At 72.4% G+C, this 18,515-nt stretch carries 16 protein-coding genes; 9 read left to right on the plus strand and 7 right to left on the minus strand.

Annotated features, from left to right (window positions below; all coding sequences use genetic code 11):
* Positions 1–138 precede the first annotated feature (138 nt).
* The 3 genes from ADK54_RS16960 to ADK54_RS16970 all read left to right on the plus strand — a co-directional run bounded on the left by ADK54_RS16960 (position 139) and on the right by ADK54_RS16970 (position 2,516).
* Entirely contained in the window at positions 139–558 is a 420-nt protein-coding gene (locus ADK54_RS16960) for a TOBE domain-containing protein (protein ID WP_053726474.1), read from the plus strand.
* A 171-nt stretch (positions 559–729) separates the two neighbouring features.
* On the plus strand, positions 730–1,725 hold the full coding sequence (locus ADK54_RS16965) for an ATP-binding cassette domain-containing protein (RefSeq protein ID WP_053726516.1): 996 nt from the start codon (positions 730–732) through the stop codon (positions 1,723–1,725).
* On the plus strand, positions 1,722–2,516 hold the full coding sequence (locus ADK54_RS16970; protein ID WP_053726475.1) for an ABC transporter permease: 795 nt from the start codon (positions 1,722–1,724) through the stop codon (positions 2,514–2,516). Before ADK54_RS16965 ends, ADK54_RS16970 begins: the two co-directional genes overlap by 4 nt.
* Here the strand turns inward: ADK54_RS16970 and ADK54_RS16975 are convergent.
* The gene (locus tag ADK54_RS16975; RefSeq protein ID WP_053726476.1) at positions 2,494–5,652 is read right to left on the minus strand and encodes an ATP-binding protein; all 3,159 of its coding nucleotides are present in this window, start codon (positions 5,650–5,652) and stop codon (positions 2,494–2,496) included. The two genes, ADK54_RS16970 and ADK54_RS16975, sit on opposite strands and share 23 nt — an antisense overlap.
* 184 nt (positions 5,653–5,836) lie before the next feature.
* Between ADK54_RS16975 and ADK54_RS16980 the strand changes: the two genes are divergently transcribed.
* Positions 5,837–6,715 (plus strand): AraC family transcriptional regulator, encoded by an 879-nt coding sequence (locus tag ADK54_RS16980; protein ID WP_053726477.1) that lies wholly within the window; start codon positions 5,837–5,839, stop codon positions 6,713–6,715.
* 11 nt (positions 6,716–6,726) lie between these two features.
* Here ADK54_RS16980 and ADK54_RS16985 read toward each other — a convergent pair whose 3' ends face one another.
* The 4 genes from ADK54_RS16985 to ADK54_RS17000 all read right to left on the minus strand — a co-directional run bounded on the left by ADK54_RS16985 (position 6,727) and on the right by ADK54_RS17000 (position 10,530).
* The gene (locus ADK54_RS16985) at positions 6,727–7,434 is read right to left on the minus strand and encodes a GntR family transcriptional regulator (RefSeq protein ID WP_053726478.1); all 708 of its coding nucleotides are present in this window, start codon (positions 7,432–7,434) and stop codon (positions 6,727–6,729) included.
* Between the two features lie 53 nt (positions 7,435–7,487).
* Positions 7,488–8,969: an NAD(P)/FAD-dependent oxidoreductase gene (locus ADK54_RS16990; protein WP_053726479.1), complete on the minus strand. Its 1,482-nt coding sequence runs from the start codon at positions 8,967–8,969 to the stop codon at positions 7,488–7,490.
* A complete protein-coding gene (locus ADK54_RS16995) occupies positions 8,950–9,264 on the minus strand; it encodes a (2Fe-2S)-binding protein (protein WP_053726480.1) in 315 nt (104 codons plus the stop codon). Before ADK54_RS16995 ends, ADK54_RS16990 begins: the two co-directional genes overlap by 20 nt.
* An 81-nt stretch (positions 9,265–9,345) precedes the next feature.
* Positions 9,346–10,530, minus strand: coding sequence for an NAD(P)/FAD-dependent oxidoreductase (locus ADK54_RS17000; RefSeq protein WP_053726481.1), 1,185 nt, complete (start codon positions 10,528–10,530; stop codon positions 9,346–9,348).
* Positions 10,531–10,706: 176 nt separating this feature from the next.
* Between ADK54_RS17000 and ADK54_RS17005 the strand changes: the two genes are divergently transcribed.
* From ADK54_RS17005 to ADK54_RS17025, 5 genes are read left to right on the plus strand one after another with little or no spacing between them, the layout of a single operon-like run.
* Complete coding sequence (locus ADK54_RS17005) at positions 10,707–12,455, plus strand: ABC transporter substrate-binding protein (RefSeq protein WP_053726482.1); 1,749 nt, start codon at positions 10,707–10,709, stop codon at positions 12,453–12,455.
* Between the two features lie 13 nt (positions 12,456–12,468).
* Positions 12,469–13,404, plus strand: a complete 936-nt coding sequence (locus ADK54_RS17010; RefSeq protein WP_053726483.1) for an ABC transporter permease — start codon at positions 12,469–12,471, stop codon at positions 13,402–13,404.
* Positions 13,401–14,390, plus strand: coding sequence for an ABC transporter permease (locus ADK54_RS17015; protein WP_053726484.1), 990 nt, complete (start codon positions 13,401–13,403; stop codon positions 14,388–14,390). Before ADK54_RS17010 ends, ADK54_RS17015 begins: the two co-directional genes overlap by 4 nt.
* Positions 14,387–15,403 (plus strand): ABC transporter ATP-binding protein, encoded by a 1,017-nt coding sequence (locus ADK54_RS17020; protein WP_053726485.1) that lies wholly within the window; start codon positions 14,387–14,389, stop codon positions 15,401–15,403. The genes ADK54_RS17015 and ADK54_RS17020 overlap by 4 nt, the downstream gene beginning before the upstream one ends.
* Positions 15,400–16,425: an ABC transporter ATP-binding protein gene (locus ADK54_RS17025; RefSeq protein WP_053726486.1), complete on the plus strand. Its 1,026-nt coding sequence runs from the start codon at positions 15,400–15,402 to the stop codon at positions 16,423–16,425. Before ADK54_RS17020 ends, ADK54_RS17025 begins: the two co-directional genes overlap by 4 nt.
* A gap of 327 nt (positions 16,426–16,752) precedes the next feature.
* On the opposite strand, the gene ADK54_RS17030 is transcribed toward ADK54_RS17025, so the two are convergent.
* Positions 16,753–17,742 carry a Dyp-type peroxidase gene (locus tag ADK54_RS17030; protein ID WP_053726487.1) on the minus strand — a complete coding sequence of 330 codons (990 nt, stop codon included), beginning with the start codon at positions 17,740–17,742 and terminating at the stop codon, positions 16,753–16,755.
* A gap of 497 nt (positions 17,743–18,239) precedes the next feature.
* Positions 18,240–18,482, minus strand: coding sequence for a hypothetical protein (locus tag ADK54_RS17035; RefSeq protein ID WP_053726517.1), 243 nt, complete (start codon positions 18,480–18,482; stop codon positions 18,240–18,242).
* Between the last annotated feature and the right edge of the window lie 33 nt (positions 18,483–18,515).

Genomic DNA, 18,515 nt, shown 5'->3' on the forward strand with positions numbered 1-18,515 from the left:
GAATCTGCCACCCTCGCCGCCGAATGAGGCTCGCGGATGCGACACCCTTCGAAACGCGGCCCCCGGGCGCCGATAGCGTGAACCATGTTGCAGGCCAAAGCCTGACAAATCGGCACCATCTACGTGAGGCGTTTCTTCATGAGCCTGAGCATCCGCAACCAGATCGCCGGCACCGTCACCGCCGTCACCCCCGGCGAGGTCATGGCCACCGTCAAGGTCCGTCTCGACGGCGGCCAGGACATCACCGCGGCGATCACCCTGGAGGCCGTCAAGGAGCTCGGCCTCGCCGAGGGGTCCGCGGTCAAGACCCTGATCAAGTCCACCGAGGTCTCGCTGGCCACCGGCCCGGTCGAGGGCCTGTCCATCCGCAACCAGATCCCGGGCACCATCGCCGACGTCACCACCGGCGGCGCCATGGCCTCCGTCAAGGTCGACGTCCAGGGCGGCGAGCTCACCGCCGCGATCACCAAGGACGCCGTCACCGACCTGAACCTGACCGCCGGCACCTCCGTAGTCGCACTGATCAAGTCGACCGAGATCTCCCTCGCCGCCGCCTGATCACCCCACCGCACGTACGCCGATGGGCCTCGTACCCGACCGGGTACCGGGCCCATCGACATGTGCGGGCAGGGGGGGACGCCTTGCCCGCAGGTGCCGGACTCACCCGGCCGGGGCCCCTGAAACCCGGCTGAAACCGCGTTGAACCCGGTCCGCCGCAAGCTCTGCGGCATGACCTCAACGACGAACGAAATCGCGATCGCGGCCACCGGGCTGCGGAAGGCCTACGGGGACAAGACCGTCCTCGACGGCATCGACCTCCACGTCCCGGCCGGCACCGTCTTCTCGCTGCTCGGCCCGAACGGCGCGGGCAAGACCACCGCCGTGCAGATCCTCTCCACGCTGATCAGCGCCGACGCCGGCGAGCTGTGGGTCGCCGGACACAACCTGGCCTCCCACGCCCAGTCGGTGCGTGCCGCGATCGGAGTGACCGGGCAGTTCTCGGCGGTGGACAACCTGATCACCGGCGAGGAGAACATGCTGCTCATGGCGGACCTGAACCACCTGTCCCGCCGTGAGGGGCGCCGGGTGACCGCCGAGCTCCTCGAACGCTTCGATCTGGTCGAGGCGGCGAAGAAGCCCGCCTCCACCTACTCCGGTGGCATGCGCAGGCGTCTCGACATCGCCATGACGCTGGTCGGCAGCCCGCGGATCATCTTCCTCGACGAGCCGACCACCGGCCTCGACCCGCGCAGCCGGCACAACATGTGGAACATCATCCGCGGCCTCGTCGCGGGCGGCGTGACCGTCTTCCTCACCACCCAGTACCTGGACGAGGCCGACGAACTCGCCGACCGGATCGCGGTGTTGAACGGCGGCAAGCTCGTCGCCCAGGGCACCGCGAGCGAGCTCAAGCGGCTCGTCCCCGGCGGCCACGTCCGGCTCCGCTTCACCGACCCGGCCGCGTACCAGAGCGCCGCCGTCGCCCTGCGCGAGGCGACCCGCGACGACGAGTCGCTCTCGCTCCAGATCCCGAGCGGCGGCAGCCAGCGCGAGCTGCGGGCCATCCTCGACTGGCTCGACTCCGCCGCGATCGAGGCGGACGAGCTGACCGTCCACACCCCCGACCTCGACGACGTGTTCTTCGCCCTGACCAGCCACCCCACCGCCCCCGCCGCCACCGTCCCGGCCGCCGCCGGTGCCGCCCAGAAGGAGACCGTCCGATGAGCTCCCTGTCCCTCGCCGTACGCGACTGCTCGACGATGCTGCGCCGCAACCTGCTGCACGCCCGGCGCTACCCGTCGCTCACCCTGAACCTGCTGCTCACGCCGATCATGCTGCTGCTGCTCTTCGTCTACATCTTCGGCGACACCATGAGCGTGGGCATCGGCGGCGGCAGCCCCGACCGCGCCAAGTACATCGCCTACATCGTTCCCGGCCTGCTCCTGATGACCATCGGCAGCACCGTGGTCGGCACCGCGATCTCCGTCTCCAACGACATGACCGAGGGCATCCTGGCCCGCTTCCGCACCATGGCGATCCACCGCGGCTCGGTCATCGTCGGACACGTCATCGGCAGCGTCCTGCAATCGATCCTCAGCGTGGTCGCCGTCGGCGCGGTCGGCGTGGCCATCGGCTTCCGCTCCACCGACGCCACCGTCCTGGAGTGGTTCGCGGCCCTGGGGCTGCTCGTGCTCTTCTCCCTGTCACTGACCTGGATCGCCGTCGGCATGGGCCTGATCAGCCCGAACGCCGAGGCCGCCAGCAACAACGCGATGCCGCTGATCCTGCTGCCGCTGCTGTCCAGCGCGTTCGTGCCGCTCCACTCGATGCCGGGCTGGTTCCAGCCGATCGCCCAGTACCAGCCGTTCACCCCGGCCATCGAGACCCTGCGCGGCCTGCTCCTCGGCACGGAGATCGGCAACAACGGATGGCTCGCCATCGCCTGGGCCGTGGGCCTCACCGTGCTCGGCTACTTCTGGTCGAAGGCGAAGTTCAATCAGGATCCGCAGCGCTGATGCCGCGCAGCAACCGCACGGCGGCCGCCTCCAGGTCGCTCCGCCCCAGGGGGGCGTACTCCGACACCGCGTCGGCGTACGCCGCCCCGTCGGCGTTCTCGGCGGACTCGCGGGACCGGACGGTGGACATCGTCGGGAACTCCCGGTGCACGCGCAGCCGTTCGGAGAGCGCGAGCAGGCGTACGCCCACGGTGGTGTCGCCCTTCGCGATCTCGACGAGGCCGACGGCCAGCAGCACCGTTCCGGCGACCGGCAGCTCGGTGGAGCTGCCCTCGGTTCTCGGGCCGGCCAGCAACTCCAGTACGCGCACGTGCAGTTGGGCGGCCAGCTCGGCGGCCGGTTCAAGGCGGCCGTGCCGGGCGTGCGCGGCCACGGCCGCCGACTGGACCTGAAGGGACCACGCCTGCACGAACGGGTCGTTGGCGTGCAGCGCGTCGACACCGCGGAGCTGCGCCACCGCCTGCCGCCACAGGCCGAGGCCCAGTTCGGTCAGGCCCCGCAGCAGCGCGATCTCCGCGCGGTTCGCGAGATCCGGGCTGAAGGCCCGCACCGACTCCGGCTCCGCCTCAAGCGTCGCCAGGTTCAGCCAGCGCTCCGCCTCGTCGACGTCTCCGAGCTGAAGACACGCGAGTACGAGCCCCCAGCGCACGCCGATCGCGTCGTGCCAGCCGGCCGAGTCGGACCAGTCCCCGGTCCGCTCCAGGACGTTCAGCGCGGCCATCAGATGTTGGTGCGCCTCCTCGCCGCGCTCGCTCTGCAGGCACAGCTCGCTGATGCGGCTGTGGCCGAGCATCTCGGTTGCCGGGTTGCGCACCTGCGTCAGGGCGTCGAGACCCCGGCGGGCCGAGTCCAGCGCGCGGTCCATCTCGTGGTCGTGCTCCCACACGTAGCTCGCGATGCACTCGGCGACGCCCGCGAGCAGCGGGTGCTCGGACTCGCACAGTTCGAGCAGCTGCGTGTAGTGCGGCGGGCGCACCTCGGGCAGCACGCGCAGGACCCGGTCCAGGGCCCTGATCAGGGTGTCCGGCTCGGCGGCCGGCAGCCTGCGCAGGGTCACCAACTGGCGTACGGCGTGCGGCCCGTAGCCCATGAACAGGCTCAGCGCGCACACCACCGCGGCGCTGCGGGCCGACTCGACGTCCTCGGGGCCCGGCCGGAAGTGGGAGAGCGGCCCGGCGCTGTCGGCGGCGAGATCGGTCAGGCGCATGTAGTTGGAGTCGGTGGCCCACAGGGAGGCGAGCACGGCGGTGAGGGCCGCGATGGCGGGACGGTCGTCACGGGCCAGCGCGTGCCGCAGGGCGAGGACGAGGTTGTCCTGCTCGGTCCTGATGAGCTCCCAGCCGTTCAGGCCGTCGGAGCTGAACAGGGCGTCGTTGTGCTCCCGGCCGAAGTCCCGTGCCCAGCCGAGGAACCGGTCGGTGACCAGCTCCTCCTCGCCCGCCTCCGCGCGGCGGCCGGCACTGAACTCCCGTACGGTCTCCAGCATGTGGAAGCGCACCCCGGACGCGGTGTCGGCCGCCTTGATCAGCGACTGGTCGGCGAGCTGCTCAAGGAGGAACAGCGCGTCCGCGTCGGCCAGTACGTGCTCGGCCGCGTCCTCGGTGAAGCCGCCGGGGAACACCGACAGGGCGCGCAGCGCGGCCTGGGCCTCGGGTTCCAGGAGGTTCCAGCTCCACTCGACGACGGCGCGCAGGGTGCGGTGGCGTTCCGGTACGTCCCTTCCGCCGCCGCGCAGCAGCGCGAACCGGTCCCGCAGCCGGCGGGCGATCTCGGGCACGGACAGCACCCGGACCCGGGCCGCGGCCAGCTCGACCGCGAGCGGCAGGCCGTCCAGCTGGCGGCACAGCTCCTGGACCGCCGCATCGGGCAGCTCCGCGTCGGGCCGCGCGGCTCGGGCCCGCTGGCGGAACAGTTCCACGGTGGAGACGAGGCCGAGCTCCGGCAGCGCGTACACCGACTCCGACGTCAGGCCGAGCGGCGCCCGGCTGGTGGCGAGCACCCGCAGCTCCTTCGAGCGCGACACCAGGGCCCGCACCAGCTCGGCGGCGCCCCGGATGACGTGCTCGCAGTTGTCGAGCACGAGCAGCGCGGGACCCTGGCCGAGCGCGCCGACGATGCCGGTGACGATCCCGGCGGGGCCCGGTGTGCGCAGGGCGACGCCGAGCACCGAGGCGACCTCGGCAGCCACGTCGTCGTCGAGGGTGACACCGGCGAGCGGCACGAAGTGCACCACCCGCTGCTCGGCCGCGCGGGCCACCGCATGGGCGAGCCGGGTCTTGCCGAGCCCGCCGGGGCCGACGACGGTGGCGACCCGGGCACTGCGCAGCAGCCCGGTGACCGCGGCGACGTCGGCGTCCCGGCCGAGCAGCGGGTTCGGCTCGTGCAGCACGCCGTGCCGCACGACGGGGGCCTCGCCGCGCAGCAACTCCTGGTGAATCTCCTTGAGTTCACCGCCCGGGTCGGCCCCGAGCTCGTCCCGCAGGGCACGGCGGTAGGAGTCGTACCGGGTGAGCGCGGCGGCGGGCCCCGCGGTAGCGGCCTCGCAGCGTATGAGCTCGGCCAACACCTCCTCGTCCCGGGGCAGTTCGCGGGCGAGCTGGACCAGCGGCTTGACGGCGTCCGCCCTCCTGCCGACCCGGGCGAGGGCGAGCGCCCGGGCCCGGGCGAGGGAGCGGTACGTCGCGGCCCGCGCGAGACAGAGCGCGGCAACGGGATCGATCAGCTCCTCCCCGTCGGCGCTCACGACGACCCCGTCCCACAGGGCGAGCCCGGCCTCGGCTTCGGCCAGCGCCTCGCCGTGCTCGCCGGCCCGGGCCCGCGCCTCGCTCGCCGCGGCGTGCAGCAGCAGGGCGGAACTGTCGACCTGGTCCTCGGCGAGCGCGAGCCGGTACCCGGCCGGGGTGCTGGCGATGACATCCGGCCCGAGCTGCGCCCGCACCCGCGAGACGAGGACCTGTACGGCCTTGCCCGGCCGCTCGGGCTGCTCCTCGGGCCACAGCCCCTCGACGAGGCGCCCGGTGCTGCAGCCCGCCCGAAGGTCTTCGGCGAGCAGCGCGAGGAGGCCGCGCAGCCGGGGGGCGGTCACTTCCTGGCCCCGGTAGGCGACGCGCGTAAGCAAGGTCAACTCGGTGGTCACCCGTGCAGAGTAGCCAGCGCCGGCGGTCCGGGCCCCCTCGCGGGCCGTCCCGGCTCGCCTCGGCAGTGGTTGACCGGCCCGCCGGGCTCGTTCAACGACCCGATCGGGGCGGGCACAGAATGTCGGGTCGGGCGCGATGGCCCGCTCCTAGCGTGGGGCGCGTAAGCAAGGAAGGGGGGCCGGGATGCTGAAGCGGCTCAACCAGGCCATGGACCACATCGAGGACCGGCTCGACGGAGAGATCGACGTGGGCGAACTCGCCCGCATCGCGATGACGTCGCAGTACCACTTCCGGCGGCTGTTCTCCGCGCTGGCCGGGATGCCGCTGTCGGAGTACGTGCGGCGCAGGCGGCTGACCGTCGCGGGTGCCGAGGTGCTCGCCGGGCAGCGCACGCTGCTCGATGTCGCGGTGCGGTACGGCTACACGTCGGGCGAGGCGTTCGCGCGGGCCTTTCGTGCCGTGCACGGCGTCGGCCCCGGCGAGGCCCGCCGCACCGGCGCGGCCCTGCGGTCCCAGCCCCGGATGTCCTTCCGCCTCGTCGTCGAAGGGAGCACCAGCATGCGGTACCGGGTCGTGGAGAAGGAAGCGTTCCATCTGGTGGGGAGGAAGGCGCGGGTTCCGCTCGTGCACGAGGGGGTCAACCCGGCCATCGCCGAGTTCATCCGGAGCGTCGGGCCTCAGACGGCGCTGCGCATCCACCACCTGTCCGACCAGGAGCCCGACGGCATCGTCTCGGCCTGCGACAACCTGGACCCCAGCCGGGCCGAGGGCACCGAACTCGACTACTGGCACGCCGCGTTGACCCGCGCGGACCCGCCCGAGGACCTCGACTCGCTCCTCGTGCCCGCCGGCACGTGGGCCGTCTTCGAGAACACCGGCCCGTTCCCTCAGGCGCTCCAGCTCATGTGGCGGGACGTGTTCACCCAGTGGTTCCCGTCGAACCCGTACCAGAGCCGCCCTGGCCCGGAAATCCTGCGCACCCGCCCGTCGGCGGACACCTCGGACAGCACGGACGCCGTCCTGTGGATCCCGGTCGAGCGGACCGGGCCCGGCAACTCGTAAACGGTACGGACTCAGCGGCCCGCGCCGAGGCGGCGCTTCGGCTTGGGGTCCGCGGCCTCGCTCCGCGCCCACAGGGAGCGGACGTGGCCGAGGTGGCGGGTCATGCACTTCTCGGCGGCACGGGCGTCGCCGGCCAGCATGAGGTCGAGGAGCTCGACGTGTTCCTCGGCGGAGGGGATGAGCTCGTCGCGCTGGTCGAGGGCGGTCAGACCGTACAGGCGGGAGCGCTTGCGCAGGTCGCCGACGGTCTCGACCAGGCGCTCGTTGCCGCCCAGGGCGAGCAGCGAGAGGTGGAATTGCCGGTCCGCCTCCAGGTAGCCGATGAGGTCGTGGTCGCGGGCGGCCCGCACGATCTCCTCGGCGACCGGCCGCAGCGCTTCGAGGTCGGCGCGGTCGGCGCTGCGGGTGATGCGGCCGACCATGGGGACCTCGATCAGCGCGCGGATCTCCGTGTACTGGTCGAGGTCGCGCTCGTTGACCTCGGTGACCCGGAACCCCTTGTTGCGGACGGGCTCCACCAGCCCCTCGCGCGCGAGGTCGAGCATGGCCTCGCGCACGGGGGTCGCGGAGATCCCGAAGTCCTCGGCGAGGCCGGGCGCCGAGTAGACCTGGCCGGGGCGGAGCTCGCCGGAGATCAGCGCGGCGCGCAGCGCGTGAGCGACCTGGTCGCGCAGCCGCTCGGTGGTGGTGATGACCTTGCTCTGCTTCAGGTGACCCATGCTGCTGTTCCTCCGTACCGAGCGGAGACCCAGAGTACAATGTCACGTTGCTTTTAGGGGTCGGTCCCGTCGGGAGGAGGCTCCGGAGACAGGCCCGCCAGCACCCCCAGCGGCACCGGCGTCGCGAACGGGCGCCGCTCCGAAGGGGGTTCGGCGCCGCCCGCCAGGCAGGACACCGCCGTCCCGCACGTGCGGCCCTGGCACCAGCCCATGCCGGCCCGGGTCAGGAGTTTGACCGTACGGGCGTCGCGGGCGCCGTAGTCCTGGACCGCCTCGCGGATGCGGCCCGCGGTCACCTCTTCGCAGCGGCACACCTCGGCGTCGTCGGGGAGCCAGTCGGCCCAGCCGGGGCCCGGCGCGTGGGTGGCTGCCATTGCTTCGGCGAAGGCACGCAGTCTGGTGCGGCGGGACTTCAACTGCCGCACGCGCCCGCCCGGTCCGGGGTTCCTGCCCAGCCGGGCCGCGATCGCGCGTGCCGCCAACTCCCCTTCCGTACGGGCGAGTTGGGCACCGCCGATGCCGCCGGGCTCGCCCGCCGCCCAGAGTCCGCGTACGGAGGATTCCTGGCGGGCGTCCAGGGCGAGAGCGAGGGCGCCGTCGGGGGTGCGGCGGGTGGCGCAGCCGAGGGTGGTGGCCAGTTCGATCCCGGGGACGAGGCCGTGGCCCACGGCCAGCGCGTCGCAGGCGATCCTGCGCCCCGTGCCCGGCACCGGCCGCCACTGCCCGTCGAGGCGCGCGACGGTGACGGCCTCGACCCGCTCGGCACCGTGCACCTCGGTCACCGCACTGCGGGTGCGCAGCGCGACCCGGTGGCGCAGCAGTACCGCGCCGTGCGTCACGGCCTCGGCGAGCTTGTGCGGGTTGGCGGCGAGCGCACGGGGGTGGCGGGCGTACCCCAGATATCCGGACGCCTCGATCACGGCCGGGACCTCGGCACCGGCCTCGGCGAGCGAGGAGGCGGCGGCGAGGAGCAGCGGCCCGCTCCCCGCGACGACCACCCGCTTCCCGGGCAGCACGAGCCCGCCCTTGAGCATGGCCTGGGCCCCACCGGCCCCGACGACCCCGGGCAACGTCCAGCCGGGAAAGGGGAGTTGCCGCTCGTAGGCCCCGGTGGCGAGCAGCACGGCCCGCGCCCGGACCCGTACCGGCCGCTCTTCGCCGCCGTCGGCCCCGGTCACGGCGTGCACCGTCCACTCGGCGTCGCCGCCGCCGCGCTCGACGGTCCAGACGTGGTGCCCGGACAGGTGCGAGACGTCGCTCGCCTCAAGCCGCCCCCGCATGTCCGCGAACGCGTTCCAGTCGTGGTGCAGCCGCTCGGGGTGTGCGGCTCGCAGGGCGGGAGCGGGCTGCCGGTAGAACTGCCCGCCGATCCGGTCGGAGAGGTCCAACAGGGCGACGCGCAGGCCGAGTTCGCCTGCGGTAACAGCCCCGGCCAGCCCGGCGGGCCCGGCCCCGATGACGGCGAGGTCGTACGGGTCGCCCCGTCCCGCGGGGCCCCCGTCGAGCCCGGGTGATTCAGACGGCGAGTCCGGCACGGCCGTCCCCTTCCTGCGTGGTGATCTCGTCGCCGGGCCCCGCAGTCGCCAGGCAGGCCCTCCGATTGGGCACCCCGTTGATCACCGCGAGGCACTCGTAACACTGACCGATGCCGCAGAACGCACCCCGCGGCCGGCCGCCTTCCCGGGTCGTGCGCCAGGCCAGGATGCCCGCCGCCCACAGCGCCGCGGCGACGGTCTGGCCCGGCAGCGCCGACACCGGGCGACCGTCGACCCGGACCTCGAACGCCGGGCCCGGCAGCGCCCGAGCGAGTTCCCTGGGGGTTCGGGCCACCGTGGCCCTCCTTTCCTGGCGATGCGTTGAATTTCCTGGCGATGCGTTGAAACGGATGACGGTGACGGTGACGGTGACGGATCAGGCGTCGGCGTCGAAGCGCGCTGGGTCGAACTGGTCTATTTTCAGCTGGAGTTGGGCCCCCGTGAGGCACCCCGCGATGATCCGCCCGGTCGCCGGGGCGAGCCCGATCCCCGCACCCTCGTGCCCACACGCGTGCAGCAGTCCGGGCACCCGCGGGTCGGGCCCGATCGCCGGGAGGTGGTCCGGCAGATACGGGCGGAAGCCCGCGTACGTACGCATCGTCCGGACGCCGGCGAGGACGGGGAAGAGCGCCGTCGCCCCGGCCGCCAGGCGGCGCAGGACCTCGACGGACAGCGTCCGGTCGAAGCCGACGCGTTCGCGGCTCGCGCCGATCAGGACCGGGCCCGCCGGAGTGCCCTCGACCACGGCCGAGGTCTGGAGCGCGGCCGAACCGCTGGCCACGTCGGCGACGTAGTCCGCCGCGTACACCTTGTGCCGCACCACGCGCGGCAGCGGCTCGGTGACCAGGACGAAGCCGCGCCGGGGCAGCACGGGCAGCAACACCCCGGCAAGGCGGGCGAGTTCGCCGCCCCAGGTGCCGGCCGCGTTCACCACGTGCGGGGCGTACCGCGCACCGGAGGCGGTCCGCACCCCCCGCACCGCGCCGCCCGGCCCGGCGAGCAGGCCGGTGACCTCCTCGCCGGGCCCGAGCCGGACCTCGGCGCCCGAGGCGCGCAGCAGGTGGGCGGCGGCGAGGGCGGGCATGACCTGGGCGTCCTGGGGATAGTGGAAGCCCCCCGCGAGACCCGGCGCCAGGTGTGGCTCCAGGTCGGGCAGCCGGTCGGCCGCCACCTCGCGTACGGTCACGCCCGCCTTCTCCTGGCCCGCCGCGAAGGTGCGCAGCGCGGCCAGCCCCGCCTCGTCGGAGGCGACGACGAGGCCCCCCTTGGGCTCGTACTCGACCCCGCGCGGCAGCAGCTCGGCGAGCTCCTGCCACAACTGGGACGAGAACAGGGCGAGTTCGAGCTCCGGGCCCGGCTCCTTGTCGGAGACGAGGAGGTTGCCCTCGCCCGATCCCGTGGTGCCGCCCGCCACCGGGCCCCGGTCGAGCACGGTGACGCGCAGGCCGGCCCGGGCCGCGTAGTAGGCGCAGGCGGCCCCCACGACCCCCGCCCCGACGACGATGACGTCCGGGGCGCTTCTCGTGGAGCTGGCGGAGCTTGCAGATCTCCTGGAACTCATGGATCCCGTGGGCACGTCAGTAATATTTCACATGGCACCCTGCATGCCAAGGACTCGCCCGGATCGGATAAAAGAACTCCCGACACCTTGTCAGTGCAATTTCACATTACTATGTTACGGGTCACATTCCAGCCGTCTCAGGCTGTCCGAACCGCCCACGGAGTGAGTGACCACTGATGAACAAGCGCACCTGCACCGCCCTCGCCGTCGCCCTCGCGGCGACGCTCACCCTCGGCACGGCCGGCTGTTCCGGGGGGAAGCACACGGGCGCGGGCGAGGAGGGCGGCAAGAACCCGGCCGTCGCGAACGTGGGCAAGGTCGTCGGTGGCACCCCGGTCAAGGGCGGCACCCTCACCGTCCTGTCCAACCAGGACTTCAGCCACCTCGACCCGGCCCGCAACTGGGTCATGAGCGACATGGACTTCGGCACCCGGCTGCTCTACCGCACCCTGGTGACCTACAAGGCGGTCCCCGGCACCGGCGGCAACCAGCTGACGCCCGACCTCGCCACCGACCTCGGCACCTCCTCCAACGGGGCCCGCACCTGGACGTTCCACCTCAAACAGGGCCTCACCTACGAGGACGGCTCACCCATCACCGCGCAGGACGTCAAGTACAACGTCGAGCGGTCCTTCTCCCCCGACCTGCCCGGCGGCGCCGACTACGCGGCCCGCTACCTCACCGGCGCCGAGGGCTACCAGGGCCCCGCCCAGGGCAAGCACCTCGACTCCATCAAGACACCCGACGACCACACGATCGTCTTCGAACTCCGCAAGCCCTTCGCCGAGTTCCCCAACGCCACCGCCATGCCGACCTTCGCGCCCGTGCCCAAGGCCCAGGACAACGGGCCCAAGTACGACAACAGACCCTTCTCGTCGGGCCCGTACAAGGTCGAGTCGTACCAGCGGAACAAGCAGCTCACCCTGGTCCGCAACACCCACTGGGACCCCGCCACCGACCAGGTCCGCAAGGCGTACCCGGACCGCATCGTCGTGACCATGGGACTCAAGGCCACCCAGATCGACGACCGCCTCATCGCCAGCCAGGGCGCGGACGCCTCCGCCGTCTCCTGGGGTGCGCTGCGCCCCGAGAGCGCACCCAAGGTCCTGACGAACGCATCCGTGCGCTCGCGCCTCCTCGCGGAGTCCACCAACTGCACCGACATGGTCCAAATGCACACCGGGCGCGCCCCGTTCACCGATGTGAAGGTGCGTCAGGCGGTGATGTACGCGCTCGACAAGGACGCGGTGCTCACCTCGTCCGGCGGCCCCGCGTTCAACGACCTGTCCACCGCGTACATGCCGGCCACCCTCTTCGACGGCAAGCAGCCCGACACCCTCAAGATCCCCACCACCGGTGACGTCGCCAAGGCCAAGGAGCTCCTCAAGGAGGCGGGCAAGCCGGGCGGGTTCGAGACGAAGATGACCGTCTCCACCGGCGACAAGGGCCGTGCCGAGGCCATCCAGGAGTCGCTCGCGAAGGCCGGGATCAAGGTCACCATCGAGACCGTCGACCCGTCCGCGTTCTACGCCACCATCGGCGACGTCAAGAACCGCACCGACATCGTCTACACGGGCTGGTGCCCGGACTACCCGTCCGGCTCCACGTTCCTGCCGTTCGTCTTCGACGGCCGCTACATCAAGGACAAGGGCAACCAGGGCAATCAGTCGATCTTCCGCGACGACGCCACGATGAAGCGGGTCGACGAGATCTCGGCGATGACCGACACCAAGGCCGCGGCCCAGGCCTGGCAGCAGCTCGACGGCGAGATCCTCACCAAGGCCCCCGCCGTCCCGGTCCTGGTGCGGCGCTGGCCGCTGGTGCTCGGCACCAACATCGCGGGCGGCTACGGCCAGACGTCCTTCGGCGGGCAGCTCGACTACGCCACGGTCGGGCTCAAGAACCCCGCCAAGAGCGGGAACTGAGGCTCGTCCGACCATGACCAGCACTCTGCTGAAACCGCCGGCCCCCGCGGCCGGCCGGGGGCCGTGGCAGCTCGCCCGCGCGGAACTGCGCCGCCGTACCTCCGTGAAGATCTCCCTCGCCGTCGTCGTCCTCTTCCTCCTCATGGCGGCCGGCGCCCCGCTGCTCGGCGCGCTCGGCGGCTGGTCGCCCGACGAGTTCGACAAGACCGCCATCGACCCCTACCTCGGCGGCCAGCCGCTCGGCCCGCTCGGCGGGATCTCCGCCGACCACTGGCTCGGCGTCGAACCCGTCACCGGCCGCGACCTGTTCGCCCGCGTCGTCTACGGCGCCCAGGTCTCCCTGCTCATCGCCCTGACCGCCACCGCGATCGTCGTCGTCGCGGGCACCGCCGCCGGGATCGCGGCCGGCTACTTCGGCGGCCGCACCGACACGGTCCTGTCCCGCCTGATGGACCTCACCATGTCCTTCCCGTCCCTCATCTTCATGATCGCGATGATGTCGGTGGCCAAGGACGTCAACCGCATCCTGCTGATGACCGCCGTGATCGGCCTGTTCGGCTGGCCCGGCATCGCCCGCGTCGTACGCGGCCAGACCCTCTCGCTCAAACACCGCGAGTACGTGGACGCCGCCCGCGTCGGCGGCTCAGGACCCTGGCGCATCCTGACCCGCGACATCCTGCCCGGGGTAGCCGGACCCGTCATCGCGTACACCACGCTCATCGTCCCCGGCATGATCGCCACCGAGGCCGCGCTCAGCTACCTCGGCGTCGGCGTGCGCCCGCCCACCCCGTCCTGGGGCCAGATGATCGCCGAGAGCGTGTCGTTCTACGACACCGATCCGATGTACTTCGTCATCCCGAGCGCCTGCCTGTTCCTGACCGTCCTTGCCTTCACCCTGCTCGGCGACGCGCTGCGCGACGTCCTCGACCCGAGGGGCAGCCGCACATGACCCGCTACCTCGCCCGCCGGATCCTCGGCGTCATCGGCGTGCTCATCGCGATCGCCGCCGTCACCTTCACCATCTTCTACGTCCTGCCCTCCGACCCGGCGGCCGCCGCCTGCGGCAAGTCGTGCAGCGCCGAGCGCCTGGAGGCGATCCGCGCCCACATGGGCCTGGACCAGCCGCTGTGGCGCCAGTTCTGGGACTTCGCCTCCGGGATCTTCACCGGCCGCACCATGGGCACCGGCCAGTACGCGCTGCACTGCGACTTCCCGTGCCTGGGCTACTCGTACGAGAACAGCGAGTCGGTGTGGAGCCTGCTCATGGACCGGCTGCCCGTCTCCGCCTCACTCGCGCTCGGCGCGGCGGTGCTGTGGCTGCTGCTCGGCCTGTCCGCGGGGGTCGCTGCGGCCCTGCGCAAAGACACCTTCACCGACCGCGCCCTGATGGTCGGCGCGGTGGCCGCGGCCTCGATGCCGGTCTACTTCACCTCGGTCATGCTGATCTACGGCCTGATCCGGGTGGCGGGCCTGCTCCCCTACCCCCAGTACGTGTCCCTCGCCTCCGACCCCGTGCACTGGGCGTCCAACCTGCTGCTCCCCTGGATCGCGCTCGCCATCCTGTACGCCGCCATGTACGCCCGGCAGAGCCGCAGTTCGATGATCGAGACGATGGCGGAGCCGTACATCCGCACCGCCCGCGCCAAGGGCCTGCCGCGCCGCACGGTCGTCGTCAAACACGGCCTGCGCTCCGCGATGACCCCGATCCTGACCCTGTTCGGCATGGACCTGGGCGGCCTGCTTGCGGGCGCGGTCATCACCGAGTCCATCTTCGGCCTGCCCGGCATCGGCCGGCTCTTCTACGGCGCCCTGTCCACCGGCGACCAGCCCGTCATCCTCGGCGTGACGCTGCTCGCCGCGACCTTCATCGTCGTCGCCAACCTGGCCGTCGACCTTCTGTACGCGGTAGTCGACCCGCGAGTGAGGCTGCGATGACAGCACCTGAACCGACTCCTGAACCACTCCTGTCCGTACGGGAGTTGGGCGTAACCTTCCCCACCCCCCGGGGTCCGGTACGGGCCGTGGACTCGCTCTCCTTCGACGTGCACCGGGGCCGCACCCTGGGCATCGTCGGCGAGTCCGGATCCGGCAAGTCCGTCACCTCGATGGCCGTGCTCGGCCTGCACACCGGCGCCGAGGTCACCGGCTCCATCACCCTGGACGGGCAGGAGCTGGTGGGCCTGCCCGAACGCGCCCTGAACCGGGTGCGCGGCCGCCGCATCGCGATGATCTTCCAGGACCCGCTGTCCAGCCTGCACCCGTACTACACGGTCGGCGAGCAGATCGCGGAACACCACCGGGTGCACTTCAACTCCGGCCGTGCGCAGGCCCGTAAGCGGGCGGTGGAGATGCTGGCTGAGGTCGGCATCCCGGAGCCGGCGCGACGGGCGGGCGAGTACCCGCACCAGTTCAGCGGAGGCATGCGCCAGCGCGCGATGATCGCGATGGCCCTTGCGTGCGAGCCGGAACTGCTCATAGCGGACGAGCCGACCACGGCCCTCGACGTGACCGTCCAGGCCCAGATCCTGGAACTGCTCGCCCGCCTTCAGGAGGAACGGGGCCTGGCGGTCGTGATGATCACCCACGACCTGGGGGTGGTGGCCCGGGTGGCTCACGAGGTCCTGGTGATGTACGGGGGCCGAGCGGCCGAACAGGCCCCGGTGGACGACCTGTTCGCCATGCCGGCCCACCCTTACACCCGAGGCCTGCTGGACTCGCTCCCCCGCCTGGACGACAGCGACGACGCCCCCCTGCGGGCCATCCCGGGCAGCCCGCCCTCCCTGCTCGACCCGACCCCGGGCTGCGCGTTCGCACCCCGCTGCCCGCGCGCGGCGGGCGCCGGTCCGGATGTGCGGGAGCGCTGCGAGACCGAGCGCCCCCTGCTGGGCGGCCCCGTCGGCCACCCGGTGGCCTGCCACCTCCCCGCGTACGAAGGCGTAGCGTCATGAGCGATGTCCCCACTGCTACTACTGCTGCTGCTAAGGCTAATGACACCGACACTTCTCAACCCCTGCTGTCTGTACGGGAGTTGAGGATGCACTTCCCGGGCCGGGGCAGCCGCTCGGCGCCCGTCCGGGCGGTGGACGGCGTGAGTTTCGACGTGGCGGCGGGCGAGACGCTGGGTCTGGTCGGGGAGTCGGGCTGCGGCAAGTCGACGACGGGCCGCATGATCGTGCGCCTCCTTGAGCCGACGTCGGGGACGATCGCGTACGAGGGCCGCGACATCAGCCGCCTGAACCGGCGCGGGCTGCGACCGGTGCGCAAGGACCTCCAGATGGTCTTCCAGGACCCGCACTCCTCCCTGAACCCGCGCCAGACGGTGGCCCGGATCATCTCCGATCCCCTTCTGGCCCACGGGCGTTCGGCCACCGCTGCCCGCGCCCGGGCGGTCGAGCTGATGGACCTCGTAGGGCTCATCCCCGAGCACATCGACCGCTACCCGCACGAGTTCTCGGGCGGCCAGGCCCAGCGGATCGGCATAGCCCGGGCGCTGGCCCTCGACCCGAAGCTGGTGGTGGCGGACGAGCCGGTCTCCGCCCTTGACGTCTCCGTCCAGGCCCAGATCGTGAACCTGATGGAGCGGTTGCAGAAGGAGCTGGGCCTTGCGTACTTGTTCATCGCGCATGACCTGTCGGTGGTGAAGCGGGTGTGTGACCGGGTGGCGGTGATGTATCTGGGGCGGGTGGTGGAGATCGGCGCGAAGGAGCGGGTGTACGGGGCGCCGGCCCACCCGTACACCCAGGCGCTGCTGTCCGCGGTGCCGTTGCCGGACCCTGCGGCTGAGCGGGCCCGCGAGCGGATCACGCTGCTGGGAGATCCACCGAGCCCGGCTTCGCCGCCGTCGGGGTGCTCGTTCCATCCGCGCTGCGCGCGGGCGGCCGCGGTTTGCCGTACGGAGGCGCCGGTGCTGCGGGTGGTGGGGCCGGGGGAGGGCCGGGAAGTGGCATGCCACTTCCCGGGCGCGGGCTGACCCTGGGCCGGGGTGCGCTGGGGCTCCGCCCCAGACCCCGTTGAGGCCCCACCCGGCCCCTTCCCGAAACCCGCCGGGGGTGAAAGTGCTTCTGGGGCTCCGCCCCAGACCCCGTTCGCGCCTGAAGGGCGCTCGTCCTCAATCGCCGGACGGGCTGAAGATGCCTGTACCCGGCGCTGTTAGGGGCGCGGGGCTGTGACATCGTGCGGCTCCGCCGCGATGGGGGTCCCCCCTGTTCGAGCGAAGCCGAGAACTTGGGGGAGCGACCAGCCCCCACCGGCCCGCACCCGAAAGGCGCAGCCGAATCCCCCGCACCCCAGCGGAGCGTCAGAGCACCCCGGCGCCGAGCGGGCGATTGGGCAGCACCGCCCCCGGCAGCACGTAAAACAGCGCCGAACCGTAGTGTTCGGCAAAGGAGTTGAGGGCGTCGCCCGCGACGAGCCGCTGCTGGACCCGCACGAAGAGCGCGGGGTCCTTCATGTAGGCCAGGAAGAGCAGCCCCCGGTCAGCGGGGCTGTTCTCGTAGGAGTAGCCGCGCCGCAGCATGCGGGCACCGTCGTCGAGCCGGGGGTTCGCAAGGCGCACATGCGCGTCGGAGGGCAGGACGTAACCGCCCTCCGGGGTCCGCGCGTCCAGGTCGGCCTGGACGCGCTCCGCCCCGCCCCCCAACGGCTCACCCCCACGCCTGCGGCGCCCGATGATCTGCTCCTGCCGGGCGACGGGCAGCCGCCCGAACTGATCGGCGCGCAGCCGTACCCGGCGTACGACGAGGAAGGTGCCGTCCACGTACGGACCCTGCCCCGACAGCCACACCCAGCGCTCGCTCTCCGCGGCGGTGGGATTCGTCGACCCGTCCTTGAAGCCGAGCAGATCGCGCGGGGTCTCGCCGTCGCGCAGGGACGTGAAGGGACTGGACTGCCGCCCGGGCAGCTCGGCCGGCAGGAACCCGGCCTGCCGCCAGCGCGGCTGCAGCACCCCCGTGCCGGCGCCCGCGAGCAGCCCGGCGGCCCGTTCGCACGCCCACGGGTCCCCCGCGCAGATCTGGACCCCGATCTCGCCGCCGCCGGCCCCCGCGTCGAGGTGCTCCCCGTCGAACGCGGGCAGCTCCCGCAGCCCCTCGGGCGCCCCGACGCCGAGCCGTGTCGGCAGCGCGGGCCCGACGCCGACGGTCGCGGTGGCCCCCGCTTCGAGCCCGGAGAGCGCTTCGCTCCACCGCGCGAGCAGCCGCCGCACGGCGTCCCGCCCGGGGGCTCCGCGAGTGCCCGGCGTGAGGTCGTAGGAGAGGAAGAGCGCGTGCTGGGTCCGCGGCTCGGTCACCCCGGCCTGCCGGACGGGCCCGCGGGGCGCCCCCTGAGCGGGCCGTCGCGGGCGCTCGCGCGGGGGTGCGGAGTCGCACCCGCTCAGCACGGAGGCCACGGGGAGGCTGGCTAGGAGGGTGCGGCGACGGATCCTGGTGGGCCCGGGGGCACTCAAGTCATCGTACAAAACGGCACATTCCATGAGAAAGGTGCTGCGCACGATACACCTGCGGCGCCGGGCCGCCTTGCTTTCTCAGCTCTGCGTGCCGCAGCGGGCCGCCCGGGGGGGAGCGGCACACGTACGCCCAGGTCCGAGCCGAACGGCGACCTAAGGGGCGCGGGGAACTGCGCGACCAGCCATCCACGGTCCGCAGCCGGACCATCCACACCCCCGGAGGCCACGCGGCGGAGCCGCAGAGTGTCACAGCGGGAAGGGGTGGGGCGGGGCATCCCGGGGTCTGGGGCGAAGCCCCAGCGCACTCCGCCCGCCTCCAACTCCGGCTATGCGCCCGGCCGTTACTGCTCCCCCAAGGGATTGACGGGCGGCGGCGGGGCATCCGGGTCGTCATCGGCGACGGGGAGGGGCCGATGCCCCTCGGACCAGTGGTTGGACCAGCCGCACACCCCGCACGAATACCGCCCGTCAAGGCCGGCCAGCTCGGTACCGCATCGCTTGCACTGCGTGTACGTGATGTCCGGCGTCGGCGCGCTGCCGGCCGCCCGGGGCCGTCCGGTCCCGGATCCGGAGATGTGGCTCATGCGCCGGAGCGTACCCAGCACCGCGCCCCGGTC

Origin of the sequence: Streptomyces sp. WM6378 (genome assembly GCF_001279695.1) — a bacterium.
Classification (GTDB): Bacteria; Actinomycetota; Actinomycetes; order Streptomycetales; family Streptomycetaceae; genus Streptomyces.

What these genes read in the sequence shown, in the direction of transcription:
- ADK54_RS16960 (WP_053726474.1), top strand. Translation starts at nt 139, where the DNA reads ATGAGCCTGAGCATCCGCAACCAGATCGCCGGCACCGTCACCGCCGTC.
- ADK54_RS16965 (WP_053726516.1), top strand. Translation starts at nt 730, where the DNA reads ATGACCTCAACGACGAACGAAATCGCGATCGCGGCCACCGGGCTGCGG.
- ADK54_RS16970 (WP_053726475.1), top strand. Translation starts at nt 1,722, where the DNA reads ATGAGCTCCCTGTCCCTCGCCGTACGCGACTGCTCGACGATGCTGCGC.
- ADK54_RS16980 (WP_053726477.1), top strand. Translation starts at nt 5,837, where the DNA reads ATGCTGAAGCGGCTCAACCAGGCCATGGACCACATCGAGGACCGGCTC.
- ADK54_RS16985 (WP_053726478.1), bottom strand. Translation starts at nt 7,434, where the DNA reads ATGGGTCACCTGAAGCAGAGCAAGGTCATCACCACCACCGAGCGGCTG.
- ADK54_RS17000 (WP_053726481.1), bottom strand. Translation starts at nt 10,530, where the DNA reads ATGAGTTCCAGGAGATCTGCAAGCTCCGCCAGCTCCACGAGAAGCGCC.
- ADK54_RS17005 (WP_053726482.1), top strand. Translation starts at nt 10,707, where the DNA reads ATGAACAAGCGCACCTGCACCGCCCTCGCCGTCGCCCTCGCGGCGACG.
- ADK54_RS17010 (WP_053726483.1), top strand. Translation starts at nt 12,469, where the DNA reads ATGACCAGCACTCTGCTGAAACCGCCGGCCCCCGCGGCCGGCCGGGGG.
- ADK54_RS17015 (WP_053726484.1), top strand. Translation starts at nt 13,401, where the DNA reads ATGACCCGCTACCTCGCCCGCCGGATCCTCGGCGTCATCGGCGTGCTC.
- ADK54_RS17020 (WP_053726485.1), top strand. Translation starts at nt 14,387, where the DNA reads ATGACAGCACCTGAACCGACTCCTGAACCACTCCTGTCCGTACGGGAG.
- ADK54_RS17025 (WP_053726486.1), top strand. Translation starts at nt 15,400, where the DNA reads ATGAGCGATGTCCCCACTGCTACTACTGCTGCTGCTAAGGCTAATGAC.
- ADK54_RS17035 (WP_053726517.1), bottom strand. Translation starts at nt 18,482, where the DNA reads ATGAGCCACATCTCCGGATCCGGGACCGGACGGCCCCGGGCGGCCGGC.